The organism is Sulfitobacter sp. 1A15299, from assembly GCF_043556915.1.
Taxonomy (GTDB): domain Bacteria; phylum Pseudomonadota; class Alphaproteobacteria; order Rhodobacterales; family Rhodobacteraceae; genus Sulfitobacter.
The window spans coordinates 16,533-42,496 of sequence record NZ_JBIFFJ010000003.1 but is presented as its reverse complement, the minus strand read 5'-3'; the positions used below and the strand labels follow the sequence as shown (position 1 = coordinate 42,496).

30 protein-coding genes are annotated in these 25,964 nt (G+C 63.7%); 29 read left to right on the top strand and 1 reads right to left on the bottom strand.

Features of this window, described 5'->3' with window-relative positions; all coding sequences use genetic code 11:
• The first annotated feature begins 124 nt into the window (after positions 1-124).
• Together ACGYK7_RS05625 and ACGYK7_RS05620 are read left to right on the top strand one after the other, a co-directional pair.
• Complete coding sequence (locus tag ACGYK7_RS05625) at positions 125-799, top strand: HAD-IIIA family hydrolase (RefSeq protein WP_394399835.1); 675 nt, start codon at positions 125-127, stop codon at positions 797-799.
• Positions 799-1,992: a DegT/DnrJ/EryC1/StrS family aminotransferase gene (locus ACGYK7_RS05620; RefSeq protein WP_394399833.1), complete on the top strand. Its 1,194-nt coding sequence runs from the start codon at positions 799-801 to the stop codon at positions 1,990-1,992. The genes ACGYK7_RS05625 and ACGYK7_RS05620 overlap by 1 nt, the downstream gene beginning before the upstream one ends.
• Positions 1,993-1,994: 2 nt before the next feature.
• On the opposite strand, the gene ACGYK7_RS05615 is transcribed toward ACGYK7_RS05620, so the two are convergent.
• Complete coding sequence (locus ACGYK7_RS05615) at positions 1,995-2,471, bottom strand: pyridoxamine 5'-phosphate oxidase family protein (RefSeq protein WP_394399831.1); 477 nt, start codon at positions 2,469-2,471, stop codon at positions 1,995-1,997.
• A gap of 144 nt (positions 2,472-2,615) precedes the next feature.
• On the opposite strand from ACGYK7_RS05615, the gene ACGYK7_RS05610 reads away from it, so the two are divergent.
• From ACGYK7_RS05610 to ACGYK7_RS05480, 27 genes are all read left to right on the top strand, one after another.
• A complete protein-coding gene (locus tag ACGYK7_RS05610; RefSeq protein WP_394399828.1) occupies positions 2,616-3,776 on the top strand; it encodes an isovaleryl-CoA dehydrogenase in 1,161 nt (386 codons plus the stop codon).
• Positions 3,776-4,261, top strand: a complete 486-nt coding sequence (locus ACGYK7_RS05605) for a lysozyme inhibitor LprI family protein (RefSeq protein WP_394399826.1) — start codon at positions 3,776-3,778, stop codon at positions 4,259-4,261. The genes ACGYK7_RS05610 and ACGYK7_RS05605 overlap by 1 nt, the downstream gene beginning before the upstream one ends.
• 42 nt (positions 4,262-4,303) lie before the next feature.
• Positions 4,304-4,705, top strand: a complete 402-nt coding sequence (locus tag ACGYK7_RS05600) for a DUF1622 domain-containing protein (RefSeq protein ID WP_394399824.1) — start codon at positions 4,304-4,306, stop codon at positions 4,703-4,705.
• Entirely contained in the window at positions 4,698-5,414 is a 717-nt protein-coding gene (locus tag ACGYK7_RS05595) for a flavodoxin family protein (RefSeq protein WP_394399822.1), read from the top strand. The genes ACGYK7_RS05600 and ACGYK7_RS05595 overlap by 8 nt, the downstream gene beginning before the upstream one ends.
• 1 nt (position 5,415) lies before the next feature.
• Positions 5,416-6,921, top strand: a complete 1,506-nt coding sequence (locus ACGYK7_RS05590; protein ID WP_394399820.1) for an AMP-binding protein — start codon at positions 5,416-5,418, stop codon at positions 6,919-6,921.
• Positions 6,918-8,522 (top strand): carboxyl transferase domain-containing protein, encoded by a 1,605-nt coding sequence (locus ACGYK7_RS05585; protein WP_394399818.1) that lies wholly within the window; start codon positions 6,918-6,920, stop codon positions 8,520-8,522. Before ACGYK7_RS05590 ends, ACGYK7_RS05585 begins: the two co-directional genes overlap by 4 nt.
• An 80-nt stretch (positions 8,523-8,602) precedes the next feature.
• Positions 8,603-10,543: an acetyl/propionyl/methylcrotonyl-CoA carboxylase subunit alpha gene (locus ACGYK7_RS05580; protein ID WP_394399816.1), complete on the top strand. Its 1,941-nt coding sequence runs from the start codon at positions 8,603-8,605 to the stop codon at positions 10,541-10,543.
• The gene (locus tag ACGYK7_RS05575; RefSeq protein WP_394399814.1) at positions 10,540-11,208 is read left to right on the top strand and encodes a glutathione S-transferase family protein; all 669 of its coding nucleotides are present in this window, start codon (positions 10,540-10,542) and stop codon (positions 11,206-11,208) included. The genes ACGYK7_RS05580 and ACGYK7_RS05575 overlap by 4 nt, the downstream gene beginning before the upstream one ends.
• 31 nt (positions 11,209-11,239) lie before the next feature.
• Positions 11,240-12,094, top strand: coding sequence for a hydroxymethylglutaryl-CoA lyase (locus tag ACGYK7_RS05570; protein WP_394399812.1), 855 nt, complete (start codon positions 11,240-11,242; stop codon positions 12,092-12,094).
• Position 12,095: 1 nt separating this feature from the next.
• Positions 12,096-12,878 (top strand): crotonase/enoyl-CoA hydratase family protein, encoded by a 783-nt coding sequence (locus tag ACGYK7_RS05565; protein ID WP_394399810.1) that lies wholly within the window; start codon positions 12,096-12,098, stop codon positions 12,876-12,878.
• A gap of 162 nt (positions 12,879-13,040) precedes the next feature.
• Positions 13,041-13,406 carry an NADH-quinone oxidoreductase subunit A gene (locus tag ACGYK7_RS05560; protein ID WP_394399808.1) on the top strand — a complete coding sequence of 122 codons (366 nt, stop codon included), beginning with the start codon at positions 13,041-13,043 and terminating at the stop codon, positions 13,404-13,406.
• Positions 13,397-14,011, top strand: a complete 615-nt coding sequence (locus ACGYK7_RS05555; RefSeq protein ID WP_231886322.1) for an NADH-quinone oxidoreductase subunit B family protein — start codon at positions 13,397-13,399, stop codon at positions 14,009-14,011. Before ACGYK7_RS05560 ends, ACGYK7_RS05555 begins: the two co-directional genes overlap by 10 nt.
• A gap of 101 nt (positions 14,012-14,112) precedes the next feature.
• Positions 14,113-14,742, top strand: a complete 630-nt coding sequence (locus ACGYK7_RS05550; protein ID WP_394399806.1) for an NADH-quinone oxidoreductase subunit C — start codon at positions 14,113-14,115, stop codon at positions 14,740-14,742.
• The gene (locus ACGYK7_RS05545; RefSeq protein WP_167360195.1) at positions 14,742-14,915 is read left to right on the top strand and encodes a hypothetical protein; all 174 of its coding nucleotides are present in this window, start codon (positions 14,742-14,744) and stop codon (positions 14,913-14,915) included. The genes ACGYK7_RS05550 and ACGYK7_RS05545 overlap by 1 nt, the downstream gene beginning before the upstream one ends.
• A complete protein-coding gene (locus ACGYK7_RS05540; protein ID WP_394399804.1) occupies positions 14,915-16,159 on the top strand; it encodes an NADH-quinone oxidoreductase subunit D in 1,245 nt (414 codons plus the stop codon). Before ACGYK7_RS05545 ends, ACGYK7_RS05540 begins: the two co-directional genes overlap by 1 nt.
• 79 nt (positions 16,160-16,238) lie before the next feature.
• Positions 16,239-17,390, top strand: a complete 1,152-nt coding sequence (locus ACGYK7_RS05535) for an NADH-quinone oxidoreductase subunit E (RefSeq protein ID WP_394399802.1) — start codon at positions 16,239-16,241, stop codon at positions 17,388-17,390.
• 92 nt (positions 17,391-17,482) lie between these two features.
• A complete protein-coding gene (locus tag ACGYK7_RS05530) occupies positions 17,483-18,355 on the top strand; it encodes a hypothetical protein (protein WP_394399800.1) in 873 nt (290 codons plus the stop codon).
• A gap of 18 nt (positions 18,356-18,373) precedes the next feature.
• Positions 18,374-18,607 carry a DUF5337 domain-containing protein gene (locus ACGYK7_RS05525; protein ID WP_067263425.1) on the top strand — a complete coding sequence of 78 codons (234 nt, stop codon included), beginning with the start codon at positions 18,374-18,376 and terminating at the stop codon, positions 18,605-18,607.
• 5 nt (positions 18,608-18,612) lie between these two features.
• Complete coding sequence (gene nuoF, locus ACGYK7_RS05520) at positions 18,613-19,908, top strand: NADH-quinone oxidoreductase subunit NuoF (protein ID WP_394399797.1); 1,296 nt, start codon at positions 18,613-18,615, stop codon at positions 19,906-19,908.
• A gap of 139 nt (positions 19,909-20,047) precedes the next feature.
• The gene (locus ACGYK7_RS05515) at positions 20,048-20,374 is read left to right on the top strand and encodes a hypothetical protein (RefSeq protein ID WP_394399795.1); all 327 of its coding nucleotides are present in this window, start codon (positions 20,048-20,050) and stop codon (positions 20,372-20,374) included.
• A gap of 120 nt (positions 20,375-20,494) precedes the next feature.
• Complete coding sequence (locus tag ACGYK7_RS05510) at positions 20,495-20,905, top strand: DUF5333 domain-containing protein (RefSeq protein ID WP_067263433.1); 411 nt, start codon at positions 20,495-20,497, stop codon at positions 20,903-20,905.
• Positions 20,906-20,909: 4 nt separating this feature from the next.
• Positions 20,910-22,925 (top strand): NADH-quinone oxidoreductase subunit NuoG, encoded by a 2,016-nt coding sequence (nuoG, locus tag ACGYK7_RS05505; RefSeq protein ID WP_394399793.1) that lies wholly within the window; start codon positions 20,910-20,912, stop codon positions 22,923-22,925.
• 5 nt (positions 22,926-22,930) lie between these two features.
• Positions 22,931-23,305: a hypothetical protein gene (locus ACGYK7_RS05500; RefSeq protein WP_067263450.1), complete on the top strand. Its 375-nt coding sequence runs from the start codon at positions 22,931-22,933 to the stop codon at positions 23,303-23,305.
• A 6-nt stretch (positions 23,306-23,311) separates the two neighbouring features.
• Positions 23,312-24,352 carry an NADH-quinone oxidoreductase subunit NuoH gene (nuoH, locus tag ACGYK7_RS05495; RefSeq protein ID WP_394399791.1) on the top strand — a complete coding sequence of 347 codons (1,041 nt, stop codon included), beginning with the start codon at positions 23,312-23,314 and terminating at the stop codon, positions 24,350-24,352.
• A gap of 1 nt (position 24,353) precedes the next feature.
• Positions 24,354-24,848 carry an NADH-quinone oxidoreductase subunit NuoI gene (gene nuoI / locus ACGYK7_RS05490; protein ID WP_067263454.1) on the top strand — a complete coding sequence of 165 codons (495 nt, stop codon included), beginning with the start codon at positions 24,354-24,356 and terminating at the stop codon, positions 24,846-24,848.
• Positions 24,845-25,261, top strand: coding sequence for a carboxymuconolactone decarboxylase family protein (locus ACGYK7_RS05485; RefSeq protein ID WP_394399788.1), 417 nt, complete (start codon positions 24,845-24,847; stop codon positions 25,259-25,261). Before nuoI ends, ACGYK7_RS05485 begins: the two co-directional genes overlap by 4 nt.
• On the top strand, positions 25,258-25,860 hold the full coding sequence (locus ACGYK7_RS05480) for an NADH-quinone oxidoreductase subunit J (protein WP_067268146.1): 603 nt from the start codon (positions 25,258-25,260) through the stop codon (positions 25,858-25,860). Before ACGYK7_RS05485 ends, ACGYK7_RS05480 begins: the two co-directional genes overlap by 4 nt.
• Positions 25,861-25,964 lie beyond the last annotated feature (104 nt).

Here is a 25,964-nt window from a genome sequence, read left to right as displayed (position 1 = left end):
CCTTCAGCTTGCATTCTCTTTACGCGCTTCGCACAAAGGCGCAAGGTTGCGGCCCATCAAACTAAATTGCGGTCTGCAACACGATGCCATTTTGCAAGGCGGGGTTCCGCCCAAGGAGTACCCAGTGAAGACAGTCGTTTTCGATCTCGACGGCACTTTGGCCGATACCTCGGGTGATTTGATCGCCGCCGCCAATGCCTGTTTCCGTGACATGGGCGAGGGCGACGTGCTGGTCCATGCCGAGGATGCAGGCACCGCGCTGCGCGGCGGGCGGGCGATGCTCAGCTTGGGGATGCAAAAGCTGGGCCGTGCCGATGACGCGGCGACGATCGACCGCTATTACCCGATGCTGCTTGAGGCCTATGGGCGCGACATCGACACCCATACCATCATGTACCCCGGCGCGATGGAGGCTGTGGCCGCCCTCAAAGCCGCAGGCTACCGCGTGGCGATCTGCACCAACAAACCCGAGGCTTTGGCGGAGCTTTTGTTGACCCGTCTCGGCGTGCGCGACGCATTTGGCGCGATGCTGGGGGCCGACAGTCTGGCCGTGCGCAAACCCGACCCCGAACACCTGTTCGAAACCGCCCGCCGCGCCGGGGGCGATCCGGCGCAATGCGTGTTGATCGGCGACAGCGACACCGACCGCAAGACCGCCAAAGCCGCAGGGGTTCCTTGCGTGCTGGTGACCTTTGGCCCCTCGGGCGAAGACATGGCCGCGCTGGAGCCCGAAGCGCTTCTGGACGATTTTGCCGATCTGCCGGAGGTCATCGAACGTCTGCTCGGCAAAGCCGCTTGATGGCCGAGCGGTTCACCGGCAGTTTCACGCAGCAAGAGCCGATCCCCGAAGACGCGATCGAGGCGGCGGTGGCGGTGATGCGTCACGGCCGGTTGCACCGCTATAACACCGCCCCGGGGGAGGTGGCCGAGGTTGCCCTGCTGGAGCAGGAATTCGCCGCGATGACGGGGGCAAAATACTGCCTTGCCGTGGCCTCGGGCGGCTATGCCATGGCCACGGCGCTGCGCGCGGTGGGGGTGAAACCGGGGGACCGGGTGCTGACCAATGCCTTCACGCTCGCCCCGGTGCCGGGGGCGATTGCGTCGCTCGGCGCGGTGCCGGTCTTTGTCGGCGTGACGGAGCAGCTGGTGATCGACCTCGACGATCTCGCCGCCAAGGCGGATCAGGCCGATGTGCTGCTGCTTAGCCATATGCGCGGCCATCTGGTGGACATGGACGCTCTGATGGCGCTTTGCGATGCGCGCGGCATCACGGTGATCGAAGATTGCGCCCATACGATGGGGGCGGCGTGGAACGGCAAGCCATCGGGCACGCAGGGAAAGATCGGGTGTTTTTCCTGCCAGACCTATAAACATGTGAACGCGGGCGAGGGCGGGTTGCTGATCACCGATGACGCCGAGGTCGCCGCGCGGGCGATCATGCTGTCGGGGTCTTACATGCTCTATGACCGCCACGCCGCCGCGCCGGGGCCGGAGGCCTTTGAGACGATCCGCTATGAGACGCCCAATATCTCGGGCCGGATGGACAACCTGCGCGCCGCGGTGCTGCGCCCGCAGTTGCGGCGGCTGCCGGAACAGGTGGCGCGCTGGAATGAGCGCTATCGGAGGATTGAGGCGGGGCTACGCGACACGCCGGGGCTCACGGTCATCGACCGGCCCGAGGCCGAGAGCATCGTCGGCTCGTCGATCCAATTCCTGTTGAAAGACTGGTCGGCGGCGGATGTCGAGGCGGTGCTGGCGCGCTGTGCTGCGCGCGGGGTAGAGTTGAAATGGTTCGGCAGGGCCGAGCCTATGGGTTTCACCAGCCGCTACGACACATGGCGCTATGCGCGGGCCGAAAAAATGCCCGCCAGCGATGTGGTGCTGGCGGGGTTGATCGACATGCGCGTGCCGCTGACCTTTTCGCTGGAGGATTGCGCCTTGATCGCGCGGATCATCCGGGCCGAGGTCAGCGCCGTTTTTCAAAGCAGATAGGCTTAGAAACGGATGGTGCCGTGTTTGCCCATGTCGGGCTTCTGGCCTGTTATCTGTGCTTTGCCGATCTCATAAAGGAACTTGAACCCGCCATCGGTGGCCCAAACCTCGGCTTCGGTGAGGTCAAAGCGGATCAGCTGCACGTCCGGGTCTTGCTTGCCGTCCTCGAACCATGCCCCCGCGATGGCGTTCCAAATCTTGTCCAACTCGGTCGGGTTGGTCACGGCGGAGACATGGCCGTCGATCCGCGCCCAGAGGGATTCGTCCTTGCTGGCGATCAGGTATTCGGCGGCGGCGCGCCCCTCGGCAGACTTTGCCAGATCGGTGCCCTTGGCGGTGATGAACCACAGCACGGCGGCGCGGTCGTCTTCGTCGATGTAATGGGTCATCGGGATCGCGCGGGCGGTCTTGGTCATCAGCATCCCAGCACGGGTGTCGTCCAGACGGTCCCAGAACTCTTTTTTCAGATCATCGCTCATTTGCATCTCGCTTTGTTGTAGTGTTCGCTTGGTCGCAGGGCCAACCCGCCGCGGCGCGGGGCGGTTCCACATCGCGCTGCTTGACCCAAAGCGGGCGGGGCGGTAGGTAATGAACAAGCGTTCAATAAATCGGGGGGAGAAGCCGTGTTCAACGCAAGTATGCAGTTCGATCTGGGCGAAGACGTAGGCGCGCTGCGCGAGATGGTGCACCGCTGGGCGCAGGAGCGCGTCAAGCCGATGGCAGCCGAGATCGACAGCAAGAACGAATTTCCCGCCGAGCTATGGGGCGAGATGGGCGAGTTGGGTCTTCTGGGTATGACCGTCGAGGAGGAGTTCGGCGGCTCGGGTCTTGGCTATGTCGCCCATACCGTCGCGGTCGAGGAAATCGCCCGGGCCTCGGCCTCGGTCTCGCTGTCTTACGGTGCGCATTCCAATCTTTGCGTGAACCAGATCAAGCTGAACGGCACCCCGGAGCAAAAGGCGCAGTTCCTGCCCAAGCTCTGCTCGGGCGAACATGTCGGCGCGCTGGCCATGTCCGAGGCGGGCGCAGGCAGCGACGTGGTCAGCATGAAACTGCACGCCGAGAAGCGGAACGACCACTTCCGCCTGAACGGCAACAAATACTGGATCACCAACGGACCCGACGCCGAGACGCTGGTAGTCTATGCCAAGACCGATCCCGAGGCCGGCTCCAAGGGCATCACCGCCTTCCTGATCGAAAAATCGATGAAGGGTTTTTCGACCTCCAAGCATTTCGACAAGCTCGGCATGCGCGGCTCGAACACCGCCGAGTTGATCTTCGAGGATTGCGAAGTCCCCTTTGAGAACATCCTCGGCGAAGAGGGCAAGGGCGTGCGCGTGCTGATGTCGGGCCTCGATTACGAGCGCGTGGTGCTGGCGGGCATTGGCCTTGGCATCATGGCGGCCTGCCTCGATGAGATCATGCCCTATATGGCCGAGCGCAAGCAGTTCGGCCAGCGCATCGGGGACTTCCAGCTGATGCAGGGCAAAATGGCGGATATGTACACCGCGATGAATTCCGCGCGGGCCTATGTCTACAGCGTGGCGCAGGCCTGTGACCGCGGCGACGTGACCCGTCAGGACGCGGCGGCCTGCTGTCTTTATGCTTCCGAGCAAGCCATGGTGCAGGCGCATCAGGCGGTCCAAGCCATGGGCGGTGCGGGCTATCTGTCGGACAACCCGGTGGGCCGCATCTTCCGCGACGCCAAGCTGATGGAGATCGGCGCGGGCACCTCCGAGATCCGCCGCATGTTGGTGGGCCGTGAGATGATGGGGGCGATGTGATGCGCGCCCTCCTGCTGGGCTGCACGCTTTTGGCGGGGCCGGTGGCTGCGCAGGATATCACCTATTCCGATGCCGCCACGGCGGACTGTCTGGCCGGGGCCGAAGATTTCACCGGCCAGCGCGCCTGCATCGGCCTTTCCGCCAACCTCTGCATGGAAGGGCCGGGCGGCTATTCGACCGTTGGCATGGGTGGCTGTCTCGATGCTGAGTTGACCTTTTGGGACGGCCTGCTGAACGAGAATTACCGCGCACGCATGGTGCAGGCGAAATCCGCCGATGAGGAGAATGCCCTCTACCAGCCGCAACTGCCGTCGCAGGCCGAGGCGCTGCGTGACATGCAGCGCGCTTGGATTACCTTCCGCGATGCCGCCTGCGATTATGAACGCAGCCAATGGGGCGGGGGCACGGGCGGCGGGCCTGCAACCTTGGCCTGTCTGATGCATATGACGGGGGAACAGGCGCTGCGTTTGGGGGCGGCCTATTAACCGCGTCTCGCGGCGGCGGCCAAACAGGACGGAGGGATCGGGATGGAAAACCTGATAGAACTGGAGACGGAAGGCGGTGTGATGCACCATTTTCTGCCCTGGCTGATCGAGGGGTTCGAGATCCTCGCCGCGGTCATCGACATCGCCGCCATCATTCTGCTGCTGATAGGGGCGGCCCGTTTCCTGACCGGGGTGACGATCGCGGAGGTCGCCCAAAAGGGGCCGGAGCGTGTGCGCCGCACCAACCGCGAGCGGATCGAATTGGGGCGCTACATCCTTGCCGGGCTGGAACTGTTCATCGTCTCGGATGTGATCCACACCGCGATCAGCCTGCGCTTTGCGGATCTGCTCTTCCTGCTGATGCTGGTCATCATCCGCTCCATCACCTCCTTCTTTCTCGACCGGGAGTTGGAGCAACTGAAGAAGGAGCTTGGCGATGACTGACTTTGCCGACCTGAAAGCGCTCTACGTCAACTGCTCGCTCAAGAAGACCCGGGGCGAGAGCCACACCCAGCTTTTGATGAACGCCAGTGCGGGCATCATGGAGGCGCAGGGGGTGGGTGTCGAACATCTCTACCTGCTCGACCACCAAGTGCCGCCCGGTGTTTACCCGGACATGACCGAGCATGGCTGGGATCGTGACGATTGGCCCGCGATCTGGGAAAAGGTGCTGGCCGCCGACATTCTCATCATCGGCACGCCGCTGTGGCTGGGCGAGGAGAGTAGTGTCTGCCGGGTCTTGATCGAGCGGCTCTATGCGATGTCGGGCGAGCTCAACGACAAGGGCCAGTCGGTTTTCTACGGAAAGGTCGGCGGCACCGTGGTGACCGGCAACGAGGACGGCATCAAGCACGTCGCCATGACCACCGGCTTCGCGATGAACCACCTTGGCTACACGATCCCGCCGCAGGCCGATTGCGGATGGATCGGCGAGGCCGGGCCGGGGCCGTCTTACGGCGACGAGGTCGACGGCAAGCGCGCGGGTTTCGACAATGAATTCACGCAGCGCAACACCACGATCATGACATGGAACGCCCTGCATCTGGCGCGGATGCTGAAGGACGCGGGCGGCTACCCGCGCCAAGGCAACGACCGCAACGCCTGGGACGCAGGTGCGCGGTTCGATTTCGAAAATCCGGAGTATCGAAGCTGATATGAAGAACGAAGGCGACTGGCCCCTCTGGCAGGGCAATATGGCGGCGCAATGCCTCGCCCAGCCCGATGATGCACTGGCAATCATCGACCTGACCGCTACAGAACGGCGCGACGTGAGCTACGGCGCGCTGCACGAGATGGTCGACGGTCTGGCCCGCGCGCTGAAAGCACAGGTCGCGCCCGGTGACCGCGTCGGCGTGCTGCTCAGCCAATCGCCATGGTGTGCGGCGGCGCATCTGGCGATCTGGAAGATCGGCGCGATCTCGGTGCCGCTGTTCAAGCTGTTCAAACGCGATGCGCTGGCCAGCCGGGTGGGCGACGCGGGCTGCGAAATCGTGCTGACCGACGCCGAGGGCGCGGACCTTCTGGGCGATCTCGCAACCCCGTGGATTGCGGCGGAGGCAGGCGTGGAGGGCGAGGCGGTGGGTTTCGCCGAGGTTGGCCCAGAAGACCCCGCCGTGCTGATCTACACCTCCGGCACCACCGGCACGCCGAAAGGCGCGCTGCACGGGCACCGGGTGCTCTCGGGCCATTTGCCGGGCGTCTCGGTCAGCCATGATCATCTGGGGCAGGCGGGCGATTGCCTCTGGACCCCGGCGGATTGGGCTTGGATCGGCGGTCTTTTCGACGTGGCGATGCCGGCGCTCGCGCTTGGTGTGCCGGTGGTGGCCGCACGGATGCCGAAGTTTACCGTCGAAGGCTGCGCCGAGGTGATTTCCCAAGGCGGCGTGCGCAACGTGTTCTTCCCGCCCACGGCGCTGCGGATGCTGAAGGCCGCTGATGTATCCTTGCCCGGCCTGCGTTCAGTCGCCAGCGGCGGCGAGCCTTTGGGGGCGGAGATGCTGGCCTGGGGGCGGAAAGCCTTCGGGCTCGAGATCAACGAGTTCTACGGCCAGACCGAATGCAACATGGTGGCTTCCAGTTGCGGCGTGGATTTCCCCGCGCAGCCGGGCTGTATCGGCAAGCCAGTACCGGGCTTCGAGATCGCCGTGCTGGACGCGGACGGCAAGCCTACCGATGCCGAGGGCGATGTGGCGGTGCGCCGTGGCGCGCCGTCGATGATGCTGCGCTACTGGAACCGGCCCGAGGAGACGGCGGCCAAGTTCCATGGCGACTGGCTGCTGACCGGCGACCGCGGCATATGGGAGGGCGACTACCTGCGTTTCGTGGGGCGCGAGGACGACGTGATCACCTCCGCCGGCTACCGCATCGGCCCGGCTGAGATCGAGGATTGCCTGCTCACGCACGCGGCCGTGGCCACCTGCGGCGTGGTCGGCAAGCCCGACGCGCTCCGCACCGAGATCGTGAAGGCCTATGTGGTGCTGAAACCGGGTGCCGAGGTCGAGGCAAGGGAACTGCAGGAGTGGGTGAAGGAAAGGCTCGCCAGCTATTCCTACCCGCGCGAGATCGCATTCGTGGAAGACCTGCCGATGACCGTCACCGGCAAGGTAATCCGCAAGGAATTAAAGCGTCTGGCGGCGCGAGAGAATGAGGACGTAACATGAAACTGACATCCCAAGCCCTGCCATCCTCGGATGCCTATAAGGCCAACGAGATGGCGCATCTTAAAGCCCTGAGCGAGGTCCGCGAGGCCGCCGAGGCCGCCGCCCTCGGCGGCGGCGAGAAGTCCCGCGCGCGGCACGAGAGCCGCGGCAAGATGCTGCCCCGCGAGCGGGTGGCGAACCTTCTCGACCCCGGCAGCCCGTTTCTGGAGATCGGCGCCACCGCGGCGCATGGGCTCTACGACGGGGCCGCGCCCTGTGCGGGCGTGATCGCGGGCATCGGACGGGTGCAGGGGCATGAGGTCATGGTGGTCTGCAACGACGCCACCGTGAAGGGCGGCACCTATTACCCGATGACGGTGAAGAAACACCTCCGCGCGCAGGAGATTGCCGAGGCGAACCATCTGCCCTGCATCTATCTGGTGGACTCGGGGGGCGCGAACCTGCCCAATCAGGACGAGGTTTTCCCCGACCGCGACCATTTCGGCGCGATCTTCTATAATCAGGCGCGGATGAGCGCCAAGGGCATCGCCCAGATCGCCGTGGTGATGGGCTCCTGCACCGCGGGCGGCGCCTACGTCCCCGCGATGTCGGACGTGACCATCATCGTGAAGGAACAGGGCACGATCTTCCTCGCCGGCCCGCCGCTGGTGAAGGCCGCGACGGGCGAGGTCGTCTCGGCCGAAGACCTCGGCGGCGGCGACGTGCACACGCGGCTCTCGGGCGTGGCGGATTACCTCGCCGAAGACGACGCGCACGCGCTAGCACTGGCACGCCGCGCGGTGGGGCAGCTTAACAAGAGCAAGCCCAAGACGGTGGATTGGGCCAGCCCCGAGGAGCCGGCCTATGACCCCGCCGAAATGCTGGGCGTGGTGCCCGCCGATCTGCGCACACCCTATGACATCCGCGAGGTCATCATGCGGCTCGTGGACGGCAGCCGCTTCGATGAGTTCAAGTCCCGCTTCGGCGAAACACTGGTCTGCGGCTTCGCCCATGTCAAAGGCTGCCCCATCGGCATCATCGCCAACAACGGGGTGCTGTTCTCTGAAGCCGCTCAGAAGGGCGCGCATTTCGTGGAACTCTGCAGCCAGCGCAACATCCCGCTGGTGTTCCTGCAGAACATCACCGGCTTCATGGTCGGCCGCAAATACGAGAACGAGGGCATCGCCCGCCATGGCGCCAAGATGGTGACGGCGGTGGCCACCACCAATGTGCCCAAGATCACCATGCTGGTGGGTGGCTCCTTTGGCGCTGGCAACTACGGCATGTCGGGCCGCGCCTACCGGCCGCGGTTCCTCTGGACATGGCCGAACAGCCGTATCTCGGTCATGGGCGGCGCGCAGGCGGCAGGCGTTCTCGCCACCGTCAAGCGCGACGCGATGGAACGCGCGGGCGAGACATGGACCGAGGAGGAAGAGACCGCCTTTAAGCAACCCACGATCGACATGTTCGAGGAGCAGAGCCACCCGCTCTATGCCTCGGCACGGCTGTGGGACGACGGTATCATTGATCCGCGCAAGAGCCGCGACGTACTCTACCTGAGCCTCTCGGCCAGCCTGAACGCGCCGATCGAGCCGACGAAATTTGGATTGTTCCGGATGTGATCGGGGTGTGGGACACCGGGGGGACATCCCCCGGAACGCTCGCCATATTTGGAGCCAGAAAGAGATGAAAAGGGTAGGGCATGTTTGACACGATCCTGATTGCGAACCGGGGTGAGATTGCTTGCCGGGTAATGGAAACGGCGCAGGCCATGGGGGTGCGCTGCGTGGCGGTGTACTCGGACGCCGATGCGGGCGCGAAACATGTCGCCATGGCGGATGCCGCGGTGCATATTGGCGGCTCGGCGCCGGCGGAGAGCTATCTGAAGGGCGATGTGATCATCCAAGCCGCGCGCGATACCGGTGCGCAGGCGATCCATCCGGGCTACGGGTTTCTCAGCGAGAACCCCGATTTCGTGGAGGCGGTCGAGGCCGCGGGGCTGACCTTCATCGGACCCTCGGCCAAGGCCATTCGCGCCATGGGCCTGAAGGATGCCGCCAAGGCGCTGATGGTCGAGGCGGGCGTGCCCGTGGTCCCGGGCTATCACGGCGCGGATCAGGACGATGCGCTGCTGGCCCGCGAGGCCGAAAAGATCGGCTACCCGGTGCTGATCAAGGCCGTGGCAGGCGGCGGCGGCAAGGGCATGCGGCTCGTCGAGGAGGCCAAAGGCTTTCAGGCGGCGTTGGAGTCTGCGCGCTCCGAGGCCAAGACCGCCTTCGGCAATCCGGACGTGCTGGTCGAGAAATTCGTCACCAAGCCGCGCCATATCGAGGTGCAGGTCTTTGGCGACGGCACGAATGCGGTGCATCTGTTCGAGCGCGACTGCTCGCTCCAGCGCCGCCACCAGAAGGTGATCGAAGAAGCCCCCGCGCCGGGCATGACGGCGGAGATGCGCGAGGCCATGGGCCAAGCGGCGGTGCGCGCGGCCGAGGCCATCGGCTATGCCGGGGCGGGGACGGTGGAATTCATCGTCGACGGCTCGGACGGGCTGTCGACCGACGGGTTCTTCTTCATGGAGATGAACACGCGGCTTCAGGTGGAGCATCCCGTGACCGAACTGGTCACCGGCGTCGATCTGGTGGAATGGCAGCTGCGCGTGGCGGCGGGCGAGGCCCTGCCTAAGCGCCAGGAGGCGCTGACGATCAACGGCCATGCCTTCGAGGCGCGGCTCTATGCCGAGGACGTGCCGAAGGGCTTCCTGCCTGCCACCGGCACGCTCACGCATCTGTCCTTCACGCCCCAGACCCGCGCCGACAGCGGTGTGCGGGCGGGCGACACGATCAGCCCCTTCTACGACCCGATGATTGCCAAGGTCATCGTGCACGGGGCCACGCGGGACGTGGCGCTGTCGCGGCTGCGCGCGGCGCTCAAGGGCTGCGAAGTCGGCGGCACGGTCACCAACCTCGCCTTTCTTGGCGCGCTGACGGAACACGAGGGGTTTGCCAAGGGCGACGTGGATACCGGTCTGATCGCGCGGGACATCGAGGCGCTGACGGCCCAGCCCGAGGTGCCTGGGCGGCATTTTGCGCTGGCCGGGATGGCGGCGCTTGGGCTCGATGAGCCGCAGGCCGAGGCCGGGTTCAACCTATGGCGGCCGCTGCGGCGGCAGGTGATGCTGGCCCGCGACGGCGAGGAACATTTGCTCAAGGTGCGGGTGCTCTCAGAAGACGTGCAGCTTTGGACCGTGGGCGACCATGAGGTGCGCGCCGAGCGCATTGCGGGCCGCTGGAAGATTGATGGCCATATAGCGCCCCCGGTCTCGGTCGCGGGCGACGTGGTCACTGTTTTTGACGCCTATGGCATCGCCTTTAACGTAATCGACCCACTTGCCCGCGCTGCCGCCGCCCATGGCGACGGCAATATCGTCGAGGCGCCGATGCCGGGACTGGTGCGTGCCATTGACGCCGAGGTCGGCCAGAGCGTCGCCAAGGGCGACCGTCTGGCGGTGCTGGAGGCGATGAAGATGGAGCATTCGCTGCTCGCGGCGCGCGACGGCGTGGTGGCCGAGGTGCTGGCACAGGCCGGTGATCAGGTCGAGGCCGGCGCGGCGCTGGTGCGTCTGGAAGCCGAGGAGAGCGCATGATCACGCTGCACCACTGTCCGCAGACCCGCTCGATGCGCACGCTTTGGCTGCTGCACGAGCTCGACGATGTCGAGTTCCAGGTCAAGATGCATGCCTTCGACCGCAGCCTGCGCGACCCGGAATACCTCGTGCTCTCGCCCGCGGGCCGGGTCCCGGCGCTGGAGATCGACGGCGAGCGCATGTTCGAGACCGGGGCGATCACCCAGTACCTCTGCGAGCGTTACAGCCCGGACCGCATGGGCCGTTCGGTCGGCAGTCCGGACCGCATGGCCTGGCTGGTCTGGGTGCATTTTGCCGAGACCATCAGCCAGCACACCGCGGCACTCACCCAGCAGCATATCGCCCTGCGCGAGGACCATATGCGCAGCCCCATCGTGATGAAGCTCGAGGCGGCGCGGATCGGCAAATGCTACGATGCGCTCGAGGCGCGGCTTTCGACGCCATTGGAGAACCGCGACTACCTGCTGACCTCCGGCTTTTCCGCCGCCGACATTTCGGTCGGGCAGGCGGTCTACATGGCGCGGCATTTCGTGACGCTGGACGACAACCCCTCGGTCGCGGCATGGTACGAGCGGATCACCGAGCGCGAGAGCTTCGCGCAGGCGCTGCCCGAGGGCGCCAAGCTCTACGAAAAGGATTTCTACGCGCCATGGCCGGTCGAGTGACCATGGCCCAGTCAGGGAAGGAAAGCGGCCAATGAGCCTTGGACCATGTGAGATTTTCGAGGTCGGCCCGCGCGACGGGCTACAGAACGAGAAACGCGAGATCCCCGTGGCCGAGAAGGTGGCGCTGGTGGACAAGCTGAGCCAAGCGGGCTTTGCCCGCATCGAATGCGCCAGTTTCGTCAGCCCCAAATGGGTGCCGCAGATGGCCGGTTCGGGCGAGGTGCTTGCGGGCATCCGCCGGGCCGAGGGCCTGCGCTATGCCGCACTAACGCCGAACATGCGGGGCTACGAGGATGCCGTGGCGGCCCGCGCCGACGAGGTGGCGATCTTCGCCTCTGCCTCCGAAGGGTTCAGTCGGAAGAACATCAACGCCAGCATCGACGAGGCTTTCGAGCGGTTTGCCCCGATCCTTGAAGAGGCCCGACACGTGGATATTCCGGTGCGCGGCTATGTCTCCTGCGTGGTGGAATGCCCCTATGACGGCAAGGTCGATCCCGGCGAAGTGGCCCGCGTGGCCGACAAGCTCTTTGCCATGGGCTGTTACGAAATTTCCCTTGGCGACACCATCGGCGCGGGCACGCCCGACAGTATCGCGCGGATGCTGCTGTCGGTGCGCGACGTGGTGCCGGCGGGGCGGCTCGCGGGGCATTACCACGACACCCATGGCCGGGCGATTGCCAATATCGACGCGTCGCTCTCCATGGGGCTGCGGGTCTTCGACGCCGCCGTCGGTGGGTTGGGTGGCTGCCCCTATGCACCCGGCGCGGCGGGCAATGTCGCCACCGAGGCGGTGAACAAACACCTGACGGCACTGGGCTATGACACCGGCGTCGATCAGGCGGTGGTCGAAGAGGCCGCCGAAATGGCACGGGCAATGCGAGGCTGACATGTACGAGACACTAACGATCGAAACCGACGCGCGCGGGGTGGCGACGCTTACCCTGAACCGGCCGGAGAAACACAACGCCATGTCGGCGCAGATGCTGGCCGATCTGACCTCGGCCGCGGGCCGGCTGGCCGAGGATGACGCGGTGCGCGTGGTGGTGCTGACCGGGGCGGGGAAATCCTTCTGCGCGGGCGGCGATCTGGGCTGGATGCGCGACCAGCGCGATATGGACGCCGATACTCGCTCCGCGGAGGCGGGCAAACTGGCGACGATGCTGGGCGCGCTCAACGCGCTGCCAAAGCCGGTGATCGGCAAGCTGCAGGGCAATGCCTTTGGCGGCGGCGTCGGCATGGCCTCGGTCTGCGATGTGGCCGTGGGGGTGGACACGCTGAAGATGGGCTTCACCGAAACCCGGCTGGGGATCATCCCGGCGACCATCGGGCCTTACGTTCTGGCGCGCATGGGCGAGGGGCGCGCGCGGCGGGTCTTCATGTCGGCGCGTCTGTTCGATGCAGCGGAGGCCGTCGATCTGGGGCTGCTGGCCCGTGCCGTTCCGACGGAGGAGTTGGACGCGGCAGTCGAGGCCGAGGTCGTGCCCTATCTCTCCTGCGCGCCGGGGGCCGTGGCCGCGGCCAAGAAACTGGCACAAGACTTGGGTGGAATCGCCACGCCCGAGGCGGTGGAAATGTCCATCGACGCGCTGGCGGCGCGTTGGGAAACCGATGAGGCCGCCGAGGGAATCGGTGCCTTCTTCGACAAGCGCAAAGCCGCTTGGGTGGTCTAGCGCAAGGCTTTGGCGAAATGGCTCTATTGCGGGCCCGTGGGCGGCATTAACCGGGCTTGGCCCGTTGACCCTACCCACGGGCAGAGTTAAACCCGTTCCAAGTTTGTCTGCGCGGGCTTTTGGCCTTTGCCTCATGCCGCGCACCGCGAAAGGAGCATCCCCTTGGACGACATGCTGCGGGAATACCTGCCCATCCTCGTTTTTCTGGCCGTGGCGATTGGCCTTGGCCTTGTGCTGATCCTCGCCGCCGTGGTCGTGGCCGTGCGCAATCCTGACCCGGAGAAGGTTTCGGCCTATGAATGCGGGTTCAACGCATTCGACGATGCGCGGATGAAGTTTGACGTGCGTTTCTATCTGGTCTCGATCCTCTTCATCATCTTCGACCTTGAAATCGCCTTCCTCTTCCCATGGGCCGTGGCCTTCAAAGAGGTGAGCATGGCGGGCTTTTGGTCGATGATGGTGTTCTTGGGCGTGCTGACGGCGGGCTTCGCCTATGAATGGAAGAAGGGAGCGCTGGAATGGCAGTAAAAGATGACGCACTCGTCACCCCGGTGATGGGCGATGGCCACCAAAGCCCGCGGGTGAAATCCGGCGCCTCCGCCCCCGCGGCCTACGGTCAATATGGCGCGGGGCCTGACCCTGAATTTGCCACCCAAAGCCTGAATGCCGAGTTGCAGGACAAGGGTTTCCTGCTGACCTCGACCGAGGACATCATCAACTGGGCGCGCACGGGCAGCTTGCACTGGATGACCTTCGGTCTGGCCTGCTGCGCGGTTGAGATGATGCACAGCTCCATGCCGCGCTATGACCTTGAGCGTTTCGGCACAGCACCACGCGCCTCTCCGCGCCAGTCGGACCTGATGATCGTCGCGGGCACGCTGACCAACAAGATGGCCCCGGCGCTGCGCAAGGTCTACGACCAGATGCCAGAGCCGCGCTATGTGATCTCGATGGGCTCCTGCGCCAATGGCGGCGGTTACTATCACTACAGCTATTCGGTCGTGCGCGGCTGTGACCGCATCGTGCCGGTCGATGTCTATGTGCCCGGCTGCCCGCCGACGGCGGAAGCACTGCTTTATGGTATCCTCCAGTTGCAGCGCAAAATTCGCCGCACCGGGACGATCGTGCGCTAAGGCAACCGCCTGCGCCGCAAGCGGGGCAGGCAGAAGGACAAAGCGCCAAAGGCGCGGGACAGTGAGATGGCGTTGATCGGCGCGTGGAAGGAAGATTTGCGATGAGCGAACAACTGCAGGAACTTGGGGCCTATATCGAAGCCAAACGCCCCGATTGCGTGCTCGGATGGGATGTCACCAAGGGTGAGTTGAACATGGATGTGGCGCTGGCCAATGTCGCCGGGCTTGTCGAGTTCCTCAAAGGTGATCCGACCTGCCGCTTCTCGACTTTGGTGGACATTACGGCGGTGGATTATCCGGGCCGGGCCAAGCGGTTCGACGTGGTTTACCACTTCCTGTCGATGTACCAGAACCACCGCATCCGCCTGCGCGCCGCCGCGCGGGAGAAGGACATGGTGCCCTCGATCACCGGCGTGCATCCCAGTGCCGATTGGTTCGAGCGCGAAGTCTTTGACATGTTCGGCATCATCTTCTCCGGCCACCCGGACCTGCGCCGCATCCTGACGGACTATGGTTTCCGCGGGCACCCGCTGCGCAAGGATTTCCCGACCACGGGCTATACCGAAGTGCGCTATGACGAAGGCGCCAAACGCGTGGTCTATGAGCCCGTCAGCCTCGTTCAGGAATACCGCCAGTTCGATTTCATGTCGCCGTGGGAAGGGGCCGATTACATCCTGCCCGGCGACGACAAGTCGGCACCCGACGGTCATGTGAGCAAGGACGCGAAGTAATGGGCGGGTTCGGCTGGCTGATCCTCTCGGCGCTGACCGCCATTCCGATGGTCAAACTGCTGCCGTTCTTCGGCATCAACAAATACTGGGCGGCGGCCTGTCTGATCCCGCTGGGCACGATTGCCCTGCTGTGGTGGATGGGCATGAAGCTGCAAGAACTGGAGAAACGGTAATGGACGGCGACATTCGCACAAAAGCCTTTGACGACGGGTCGACCGACTTTGAGTCCGGCGAGCAGAAGATTCGCAACTTCAACATCAACTTCGGCCCGCAACACCCTGCCGCACACGGGGTTTTGCGTCTGGTTCTTGAGCTTGACGGCGAAGTGGTAGAGCGGTGCGACCCCCATATCGGCCTGCTGCACCGTGGCACCGAAAAGCTGATGGAAAGCCGCACCTATCTGCAAAACCTGCCGTATTTCGACCGGCTGGATTACGTGGCTCCGATGAACCAAGAACACGCTTGGTGCTTGGCCATCGAAAAGCTGACCGACACGGTGGTGCCGCGCCGCGCCTCGCTGATCCGGGTGCTGTTCTCGGAAATCGGGCGCATTCTGAACCACCTTCTCAACATCACCACGCAGGCGCTGGACGTGGGCGCGCTGACGCCGCCGCTCTGGGGCTTTGAAGAGCGTGAGAGCCTGATGATCTTTTATGAGCGGGCCTGTGGCGCGCGTCTGCACGCGGCGTACTTCCGCCCCGGTGGCGTGCACCAAGACCTACCGCCCGCGCTGCTGGACGATATCGAAGCTTGGTGCGATCAGTTCCTCAAGAAGTTCATGGTCGATATCGACGAGCTGCTGACCGAGAACCGCATCTTCAAGCAGCGTAACGTCGACATCGGCGTCGTCACCGAGGAGGATATCCTCAACTACGGCTTCAGCGGTGTGATGGTGCGCGGGTCGGGCTTTGCTTGGGACCTGCGCCGCGCGCAGCCCTATGAGTGCTACGACGAATTCGACTTTCAGATCCCCGTGGGCAAGAACGGCGACTGCTTTGACCGCTACCTCTGCCGGATGGAAGAGATGCGCCAGTCGACCTACATCATCCAGCAAGCGATCGAGAAGCTGCGCGCCCCCGAAGGGCAGGGCGATGTGCTGGCCCGGGGTAAGATCACCCCGCCGTCGCGCACCGCGATGAAGACTGACATGGAAAGCCTGATTCACCACTTCAAGCTCTATACCGAAGGGTTCCACGTTCCCAAGGGCGAGGTTTACTGCGCCGTCGAAGCGCCCAAGGGCGAGTTTGGCGTCTACCTCGTGGCCGATGGTTCCAACAAACCCTATCGCTCCAAAATCCGCGCGCCGGGCTTCTTGCACTTGCAGGCGATGGACCATGTGGCCAGCGGCCACCAGCTTGCCGATGTGGCCGCGATCATCGGCACCATGGACGTCGTCTTTGGAGAGATTGACCGGTGATGCCGCTCGCGTCACCCCGTTTTGAAGAAATTTACGCCGGGGGCATCATTGGCCTCCGCCTGACCATAGGTTCGAACTAATGCTCCGCCGTCTACACCCTGACCAGCCCGACAGTTTTGCCTTCACGCCCGCCAACCAAGAATGGGCCGAAGCGCAGATCACCAAATACCCCGAAGGCCGTCAGGCCAGCGCGATCATCCCACTGCTGTGGCGCGCGCAGGAGCAAGAAGGCTGGTTGACCCGCCCGGCGATCGAACATGTCTCGGAAATGCTCGGCATGGCCTATATCCGGGGCCTCGAAGTGGCGACCTTCTACTTCATGTTCCAGCTGCAACCCGTTGGTTCCGTGGCACATATCCAAGTTTGCGGCACCACGTCCTGCATGATTTGCGGGGCTGAGGATCTGGTCGCCGTCTGTAAAGAGCGTATCGCCGCCAAGCCGCATCAGTTGTCGGCGGATGGGCTTTTTTCCTGGGAAGAGGTCGAATGCCTCGGTGCCTGTTCCAACGCCCCCATGGCGCAGATCGGCAAGGACTATTACGAAGACCTGACCACCGCGCGGCTGAACGAAATCCTCGATGAGTTGAGCGCCGGGCGCGTGCCCGTGCCCGGGCCGCAGAACGGGCGCTATGCCTCCGAGCCTCTGGGCGGGTTGACCAGCCTTACGGATCACGAAAGCGGGCGCACGCAGTATAACGCCAGCGCGCAGGCGGCGGTCGATATCGGCGATACGGTCAAGCGTATTGATGGCACCGAGGTGCCGCTGCTGACCCCATGGCAGCGCAAGCCGGATGCGCCGCAGCCCGAAACCGTGGAAGAGGTCGAAGCCGAAGAGCCGCGTCCGGCTGAGGGCGAAAGCGCCGATAAGACCGGCGTGACCGAGCAGGAAGCCGAAGCCACGTCAAAGAGCAAACCGCGCTCCAAACGTGACCCCGAGGGCGAGAGTGCCGATGCGGCAAAGGCCGAAACCAGCGCCCCTGCAACGCCCGGTCAAAAGCCTGCGCAGTTGGACGGCCCGCGCGAGGGCGGGGCGGATGATCTCAAAAAGATCAAAGGCGTCGGTCCGAAGCTTGAGCAGATGCTTAACGGCATGGGCTTCTATCATTTTGACCAGATCGCCCAATGGGGCCCCGAAGAGGTCGCTTGGGTCGACCAGAATCTCGAAGGGTTTAAAGGCCGCGTCAGCCGCGACAATTGGGTAGAGCAGGCTGCGCGCCTCGCAGAAGAATAAGACGGAGAATAACCACGGGCCAAGAACGGCACCCACACCACCCCGCAGAGCCATAAGCCGCATCGCCCGCATCAAGGGAGAGAAGGACAGTCATGACGGATATTTCGGAACGAGAAGCCTGCACCAAGCGCTGCTGGTGGCTGGGTGCCGGTGTCGGTTTGCTGGTGGCATTCCTGTTGCTGGCCTTTGGCATCTGGGGTCTTTTGATGTCCATTCTGGCCGGTGTGCTGGTGGCGGTGATCGTGGGCTATCTCGCGATGACCTTGCTGTGCAAAGACGTGCCAGCCGCCGCCCCGCAAGACAACACGCGCAGCGCGGCGGCAGCATCGGTTGCAGCGGCGCCGACGGCATCGGGGAGCGTTTCCTCGGCTGTCGGCACGGTCCCCGCCGGTGACGCAGGCATCGGGGCCGCCCGAAAGGCCAGCGCGCCGGTTGAGCCTGTGGAAGAGACAGCGCCAGCGGCGCCCGTGGCCGATACGGCTGCCGTTGAGACCGGGCCGGAGCAGGGTGCCAAGGCTGAGGTGGCGGGCGAGGAAGTCCCCGCCGGAGCCCCCGAGGGAACAACGCCAACAGCGCCCGTGGCCGATACGGCTGCCGTCGAAGCCGCGCCGGAACAGGTTGTCGAAGCCGAAGAAGCGCCCGCGGTGGTGACCCCCCCCAAAGAGACCGTTGAGACCGCGCCCAAGGGGGCGACAGGTGGCGCATCGACCGATGGCAAACCCGCGCTGCTCGACGCGCCGCGTGCGGGCGGGGCGGATGACCTCAAGCGCATTGGTGGCATCGGGCCGAAGCTGGAACAGACGCTGAATGAACTGGGCATCTTCCATTTCGACCAGATCGCAGCCCTTGAGGGGGAGGAGATCGACTGGGTCGATTCCCGCCTGCGTTTCAAGGGCCGTATTCGGCGCGACGATTGGATCGGTCAGGCCAAGGCGCTTGCCAGTGACGGCAAAGCCGAGGGCTGATCGGGGTAAGAGAGAGACATGAGCGAAGCCGAAGACAGAGCGCTTGCCCGTAAGGGCCGCACCGCAGGGCTGGTCATTGCCGTGACCATGTGCTTGTGGCTGGCCATGCAATGGGCCGGCCCGGCGCTTGGCCTGCCGGGGCGGTATGCGCTGCTCTTCGACTTTGCTGCACTGGCCGCGCTTTTCTGGGCGATGGTCGTGATATATCAAATGTGGCAGGCCCGCCGGGCCAGCCGTGAGAACCAAAGGTAGGCATCATGCTTCAGGACAAAGACCGCATTTTTACCAACATCTACGGCATGCATGACCGCACCCTGAAAGGCGCGCAGGCGCGCGGCCATTGGGATGGCACCGCCGGGATCATTCAAAAGGGCCGCGATTGGATCGTCGACCAGATGAAAGCCTCTGGCCTGCGGGGCCGGGGTGGCGCGGGCTTCCCCACCGGGCTCAAGTGGTCCTTCATGCCGAAAGAGAGTGATGGTCGCCCTGCCTATCTTGTGGTCAATGCCGACGAATCCGAGCCGGGCACCTGCAAAGACCGCGAGATCATGCGCCACGATCCGCATACGCTGATCGAAGGCTGCCTGATCGCCTCTTTCGCGATGAACGCGCATACCTGCTACATCTACCTGCGCGGCGAATATATCCGCGAGCGCGAAGCGCTTCAGACGGCGATCGACGAGGCCTATGAGGCCGGTCTGGTGGGCAAGAACGCCAGCAAATCGGGCTGGGATTTCGATATCTTCCTGCACCACGGGGCAGGGGCTTACATCTGCGGCGAAGAGACCGCGCTGCTGGAAAGCCTTGAGGGCAAGAAGGGCATGCCCCGGATGAAACCGCCGTTCCCGGCTGGCGCGGGCCTCTATGGCTGCCCGACCACGGTGAACAACGTCGAATCCATCGCCGTGGTGCCGACCATTCTGCGCCGTGGGCCTGAGTGGTTCGCAGGCTTTGGCCGCGCCAACAATGCGGGCACCAAGCTCTTTGCGGTCTCGGGTCACGTGAACAACCCCTGCGTCGTCGAAGAGGCGATGTCGATCTCCTTTGAAGAGCTGATCGAGAAACATTGCGGTGGCATCCGCGGCGGCTGGGACAATCTCAAGGCGGTGATCCCCGGCGGCTCCTCGGTGCCGCTGATACCCGGCAAAGACATGCGCGACGCGATCATGGATTTCGACTACCTGCGCGAACAACGCTCGGGACTCGGCACGGCGGCGGTGATCGTGATGGACAACTCGACCGATGTCATCAAGGCGATCTGGCGGCTGTCGAAGTTCTACAAGCACGAAAGCTGCGGCCAGTGCACGCCCTGCCGCGAGGGCACCGGCTGGATGATGCGGGTGATGGACCGTCTGGTTTCGGGCGATGCGGAGCCTGAAGAGATCGACATGCTGCTCGACGTGACCAAACAGGTCGAGGGCCACACGATCTGCGCGCTTGGCGATGCGGCGGCTTGGCCGATCCAGGGTCTGATCCGCCACTTCCGCGATGAGATCGAGGATCGGATCAAACACAAGCGCACGGGCCGCGTCAGCGCGGTCGCGGCAGAGTGAAACCCTGCGCGGCGGCGGGCCTCACCGGCTTGACGCTTGGCGCAGGAGCGGCAATAGCGGGCGCGCGTCAGGCGCGTCCGTCCACAACAGGCGCGGGGCGAGTGGCAAGGCCGGGCCCAAGGCGCAGCGGAGTAGGTCTATGAAATATGCTTTGACGGTTCTGACGCTCAGCGCCCTGCTGGCGGGCTGCGCCAATGATGGTGAGCGGATTGCCTTTGACGGACAGTATTTCAACACCAAGCTGCGCAAGATCGACGGTCAGCGGGATGTCTTTCAGGTGACGGTCAAGGATGCCGGCAAATCCATCGACGGCGCCCGCGCGGCAGCGCGCTATGAGGCAGTGAAATACTGTGTCGGCAACTACGGCAACTCCAAGATCGACTGGACCTTTGGCCCCGATGCCCCGGCAAGCGCGCTGCGGTTCGATGGCGGGGCGCTGACCTTTCAGGGGCGCTGCCCCCAGTGATCGCGTCGGCGACATATCGCGGGCCTGCGGGCCTTGGGGGCGGTGATATTGAATATCACGGCCTGCAATCTCCATCTGTCAGACGGGCCCTTCCGGCCCGCTGCATGAAGGAGAATTGATATGCGCACCCTGATGATCGCCGTGATGGGCCTGAGCCTGACCGCCGCCACCGTGACACCGGTCGCCGCAAAACCGCCGCTGCGCGAGGTGGCCGCCATTGACGACGCGCTTTTGGACATGGGCGTGGCCGACATCATCCGCAAGAACTGCCCCGACATCAGCGCGCGGATGCTGCGCGCGGTCAAAATGGCTTGGGACTTGAAAGGCAAGGCAACCGATCTGGGCTACTCCGACGCCGAGATCGACGCCTATATTGATAGTGACGCTGAAAAAGCGCGCATGAGAGCGCGGGGCGCCGCGTTTTTCAAGGCGAAGGGGGTCGATACTTCGGACCCGCAAAGCTATTGTGCGCTCGGACGCGAAGAGATTCAAAAATCGAGCCGGATCGGTTCGTTACTGAAGGCAAAGTGAGCTTATGAGCGATATCCGCAAGATCATCATCGACGGTAAGGAAGTCGAAGTCGAAGGGGCGATGACGCTCATTCAGGCCTGCGAGCAGGTCGGCATCGAAGTGCCGCGCTTCTGTTACCACGAGCGTCTGTCGATCGCCGGTAACTGCCGGATGTGTCTTGTGGAAGTCGTCGGCGGGCCGCCCAAGCCCGCCGCCTCCTGCGCCATGCAGGTGCGCGACCTGCGCCCCGGCCCCGAGGGCCAGCCGCCGGTCGTGAAAACCAACTCGCCCATGGTCAAGAAGGCCCGCGAGGGCGTGATGGAATTCCTGCTCATCAACCACCCGCTGGATTGCCCGATCTGCGACCAGGGCGGTGAGTGCGATCTTCAGGACCAGGCGATGGCTTACGGCGTCGACTTCTCGCGCTACCGCGAGCCCAAGCGCGCGACCGAGGATCTCGATCTCGGCCCGCTGGTCGAGACGCATATGACCCGCTGCATTTCCTGCACCCGCTGCGTGCGCTTCACGACCGAGGTCGCAGGCCAGCACGTCATGGGCCAGACCGGTCGCGGCGAGGATGCGGAAATCACCACCTATCTCGGCGCGCTGATCGACAGCAACCTGTCGGGCAATATCATCGACCTCTGCCCGGTAGGCGCGCTGGTTTCCAAGCCCTATGCCTTCACCGCGCGTCCCTGGGAACTGAGCAAGACCGAGAGCATCGACGTGATGGATGCGCTCGGCTCCAACATCCGCGTCGACACCAAGGGCCGCGAAGTCATGCGCTTTTTGCCGCGCAACCATGACGGCGTGAACGAGGAGTGGATTTCGGACAAGACCCGCTTCGTCTGGGACGGTCTGCGCCGCCAGCGTCTCGACACGCCTTACATCCGCGAGAACGGCAAGCTGCGCAAAGCCAGCTGGCCCGAGGCGCTCAATGCCGCCGCCGCCGCGATGAAGGGCAAGAAATTGGCCGGTTTGATCGGCGATCTGGCCCCGATCGAGGCCGCCTTTGCACTGAAAGAGTTGATCGAAGGGCAGGGCGGTGTTGTCGAATGCCGCACCGATGGCGCGAAACTGCCCGCAGGCAACCGTTTCGGCTATGTCGGCAACGCGCGGATCGAGGATCTGGACGATGCCAAGATGATCCAGATCATCGGCACCAACCCCGCCGTCGAGGCGCCGGTGCTCAACGCGCGTATCCGCAAGGCTTGGACCAATGGCGCCGAGATCGGCCTGATCGGCGAAGCCGCCGATCTGACCTATCCGCATCACCATCTGGGCAATGACCGCGCCACGCTCGACAAACTGATGAACAGCGACTTCGACGAAGTGCTGGAGCAGCCTTCGGTGATCGTTGTGGGCCAAGGCGCGCTGCGCGAGGCTGATGGTTCGGCGGTGCTGGCCAAGGCGATGGAACTGGCCGAGAAGACCAAGAGCAAGCTGATGGTCCTGCACACCGCCGCCTCGCGCGTGGGTGCGATGGACATCGGTGCCGTGGCCGAAAACGGCATGGATGACGTGAACGCGGCCGAGGTGATCTACAACCTCGGCGCCGATGAGATCGAGATCGGTGAAGGCCCCTTCGTGATCTACCAAGGCAGCCACGGCGACCGCGGCGCGCATCGTGCCGACATCATCCTGCCGGGTGCCGCCTATACCGAGGAGCCGGGGCTTTTCGTCAACACCGAAGGCCGTCCCCAGCTCGCATTGCGCGCCGGTTTCGCGCCGGGGCAGGCGAAAGAAAACTGGGCGATTCTCCGGGCGCTTTCGGCTGAGATGGGCGCACAACTGAGCTATGATTCCATCGCCGCGCTGCGCCGCAAGCTGACCGAGGCTGTGCCCCATCTGGCGAATGTCGATGAGGTGCCGGAAAACGAATGGAACGCGCTGCCTGCGGACAAGCTGGGCGATGCGTCTTTCGCGCCTGCGGTGCGTGACTTCTATCTCTCCAACCCGATCGCGCGGGCCAGCCAGTTGATGGCGGAACTGTCGGCACTGGCCGCCGCGCGCCGGGCCGAGCCGATGGCGGCGGAGTGAGAACAATGGCGCTGGCCCCCTTGATGCTACTGGCCGCCTGCGAACCGCAGGTGCCGGTGGCCGAGGACTTTATCCCCGATTACAAGGGGGTCGAAACCCAGCTTTTGGACGGTGATTTGGTGCAATTCAACGTGGCGATGACCAAGGCGCTTTCGGCGCAGGACGTGTCGGACTACGCCGAATGCGCCGCCGCGCAATACACGCTGATCCGGGGCTACGGTTTTGCGCGTCATGTGCGGACAAATGTGAGCGAAGAGGGTGGCATATGGCGGGCAGATGCTGTTTACACAATCTCGCCGAGCCTGCCCAAAGGCTTGAAGACAATTGATGCCGAAGTGACCGCGTTTCAATGCGCGGAACGCGGCATTCCGACGGTGTGAGGACTTATGGCTGATTTCTTTTACAACACCTATCTGGGCATCGGCCTGCTGACGGTCGGGCAGGTGTTGCTGCTGGTGGTGCCGCTGCTGCTGGCGCTGGCCTTCCTCATGTATGCCGACCGCAAGATCTGGGCCGCCGTGATGATGCGCCGCGGCCCCAACGTCGTGGGTGTCTTCGGCCTGCTTCAGAGTTTTGCCGACTTTCTCAAATATATCGTTAAGGAAGTGGTGGTTCCGGCAGGGGCTGACAAGGGGGTCTTCTTCCTCGCGCCGATGATTTCCTTCGTCATGGCGATGATCGCCTGGGCGGTGATCCCGTTTAACGAGGGGTGGATCCTGTCGGACATCAACGTGGCGATCCTCTATGTCTTCGCCGTCTCCTCGCTCGAAGTCTACGGCGTGATCATGGGGGGCTGGGCCTCGAACTCGAAATATCCGTTCCTTGGCTCCCTGCGCTCCGCCGCGCAGATGATCTCTTACGAGGTCTCGATCGGTCTGATCATCATCGGCGTGATCCTCTCGACCGGGTCGATGAACTTCTCGTCCATCGTGGCGGCGCAGGACGGCGACTGGGGGCTGCTGAACTGGTACTTCCTGCCGCATTTCCCGATGCTGGTCCTGTTCTTCATCTCGGCGCTGGCGGAGACCAACCGCCCGCCCTTCGACCTGCCGGAAGCGGAATCGGAACTCGTCGCGGGGTATCAGGTGGAATATTCCTCGACGCCCTTCCTGCTCTTCATGATTGGCGAGCTGGTGGCCGTGGTGCTGATGTGCGCGCTGGTGTCGCTGATGTTCTTCGGTGGCTGGCTGTCGCCGGTGCCGTTCCTGCCGGATGGCTTCTTCTGGATGTTCATCAAGATGCTGATGGTCTTCTTCATGTTCGCCATGGTGAAGGCAATCACGCCGCGCTACCGCTATGACCAGCTGATGCGGCTGGGGTGGAAAGTCTTCCTTCCCTTCTCGCTCTTCTGGGTGGTCTTCGTGGCATTCGCTGCAAAATTCGATTGGTTCTGGGGCATCTACGCCCGCTGGACCGTAGGGGGCTGACATGGCTGCGACTGATTACACCCGCGCCGCGAAATATTTCCTGCTGGCGGATTACGCCAAGGCGTTCATGCTGGGGATGCGCTATTTCTTTGCGCCGAAAACCACGCTGAACTACCCGCATGAAAAGGGGCCGCTCAGCCCCCGTTTCCGCGGGGAGCATGCGCTGCGCCGGTATCCCAATGGCGAGGAACGCTGCATTGCCTGTAAGCTCTGCGAAGCGATCTGCCCCGCGCAGGCGATCACCATCGACGCCGAAGCGCGCGAAGACGGCAGCCGCCGCACCACGCGCTATGACATCGACATGACGAAATGCATCTATTGTGGTTTCTGTCAGGAAGCCTGCCCGGTTGATGCGATTGTCGAAGGCCCGAACTTCGAGTTCTCGACCGAGACCCGCGAAGAGCTTTACTACGACAAGGCCAAGCTTTTGGACAACGGCGAACGTTGGGAAGCCGAGATTGCCCGCAACCTCGAAATGGACGCGCCTTACAGATGAACGACCCCAAGAACCCTTTTGATGCGATGATGAAGCAGGCGCAGGAAATGGCGAAAGCCTTTCCAGCGATGGATGCTTTTTCGCCAAAAGGGTTCGAGGCGATGATGGGCACCATGCCGAAGGAAATGATGGATTTCTGGTTCGGCGACACGGTCAACAAGGGCGGGCTGGACGCGCGAACGCGGCTGCTTTTGACCCTTGCCGGGCTGACCATGCAGGGCGCGCAGAATGACATGGCCCTTCGTCAAACCGTGCGCCACGCGCGCGAGGCGGGGGCCACGAAACAACATATCGTCGAGACGATCAGCCAGATGTCGGTCTTTGCCGGGCTTCCCGCCATGACCCGGGCCTTGGAGCTGGCGCAATCGGTTCTCGACGAAGACAAAGATACCAAGAAGGAAGACGGCGCATGACGGTCTTTTCATTTTACCTCTTCGCGATCAGCGTCATCACCGGCGGGCTGTTCACGGTGATCAGCCGCAACCCGGTGCATTCGGTGCTCTGGCTGATCCTGTCCTTCCTTTCGGCGGCGGGGCTCTTCGTTCTGCTTGGCGCGGAGTTCGTGGCGATGCTGCTGGTCATCGTATATGTCGGCGCGGTGGCGGTGCTGTTCCTCTTCGTCGTCATGATGCTCGACGTGGACTTCGCCGAACTCAAGGCCGAGATGGCGCGCTACATGCCCTTGGCCCTGCTGATCGGGTTGGTGATCTTGATGCAATTCGTCATGGCCTTTGGCGCATGGGAGCAGAGTGCGGCGGCGGAAAGCCTGCGGGCCAATGCGATTGATCCCGCGCGGTTCAACACGGAAGCCCTCGGCCTGCTGCTCTATGATCGTTACTTCCTGCTGTTCCAACTGGCGGGTCTGATCCTGCTGGTGGCGATGATCGGGGCGATCGTGCTGACACTGCGTCACCGTAAGGATGTGAAGCGCCAAGACGTGGTGGCCCAGATGATGCGCGACCCGGCCAAGGCGATGGAGCTGCGCGACGTGAAGTCGGGGCAGGGCCTTTAACTAACGGAATTTTCAAAAATTCCGGGGCCGTTTTCTTTGAAAGAAAACGGCCAAACCAAGAGGAAAAGGGACGTCGAAATGTCGAGAACAACAATCGTGGTACT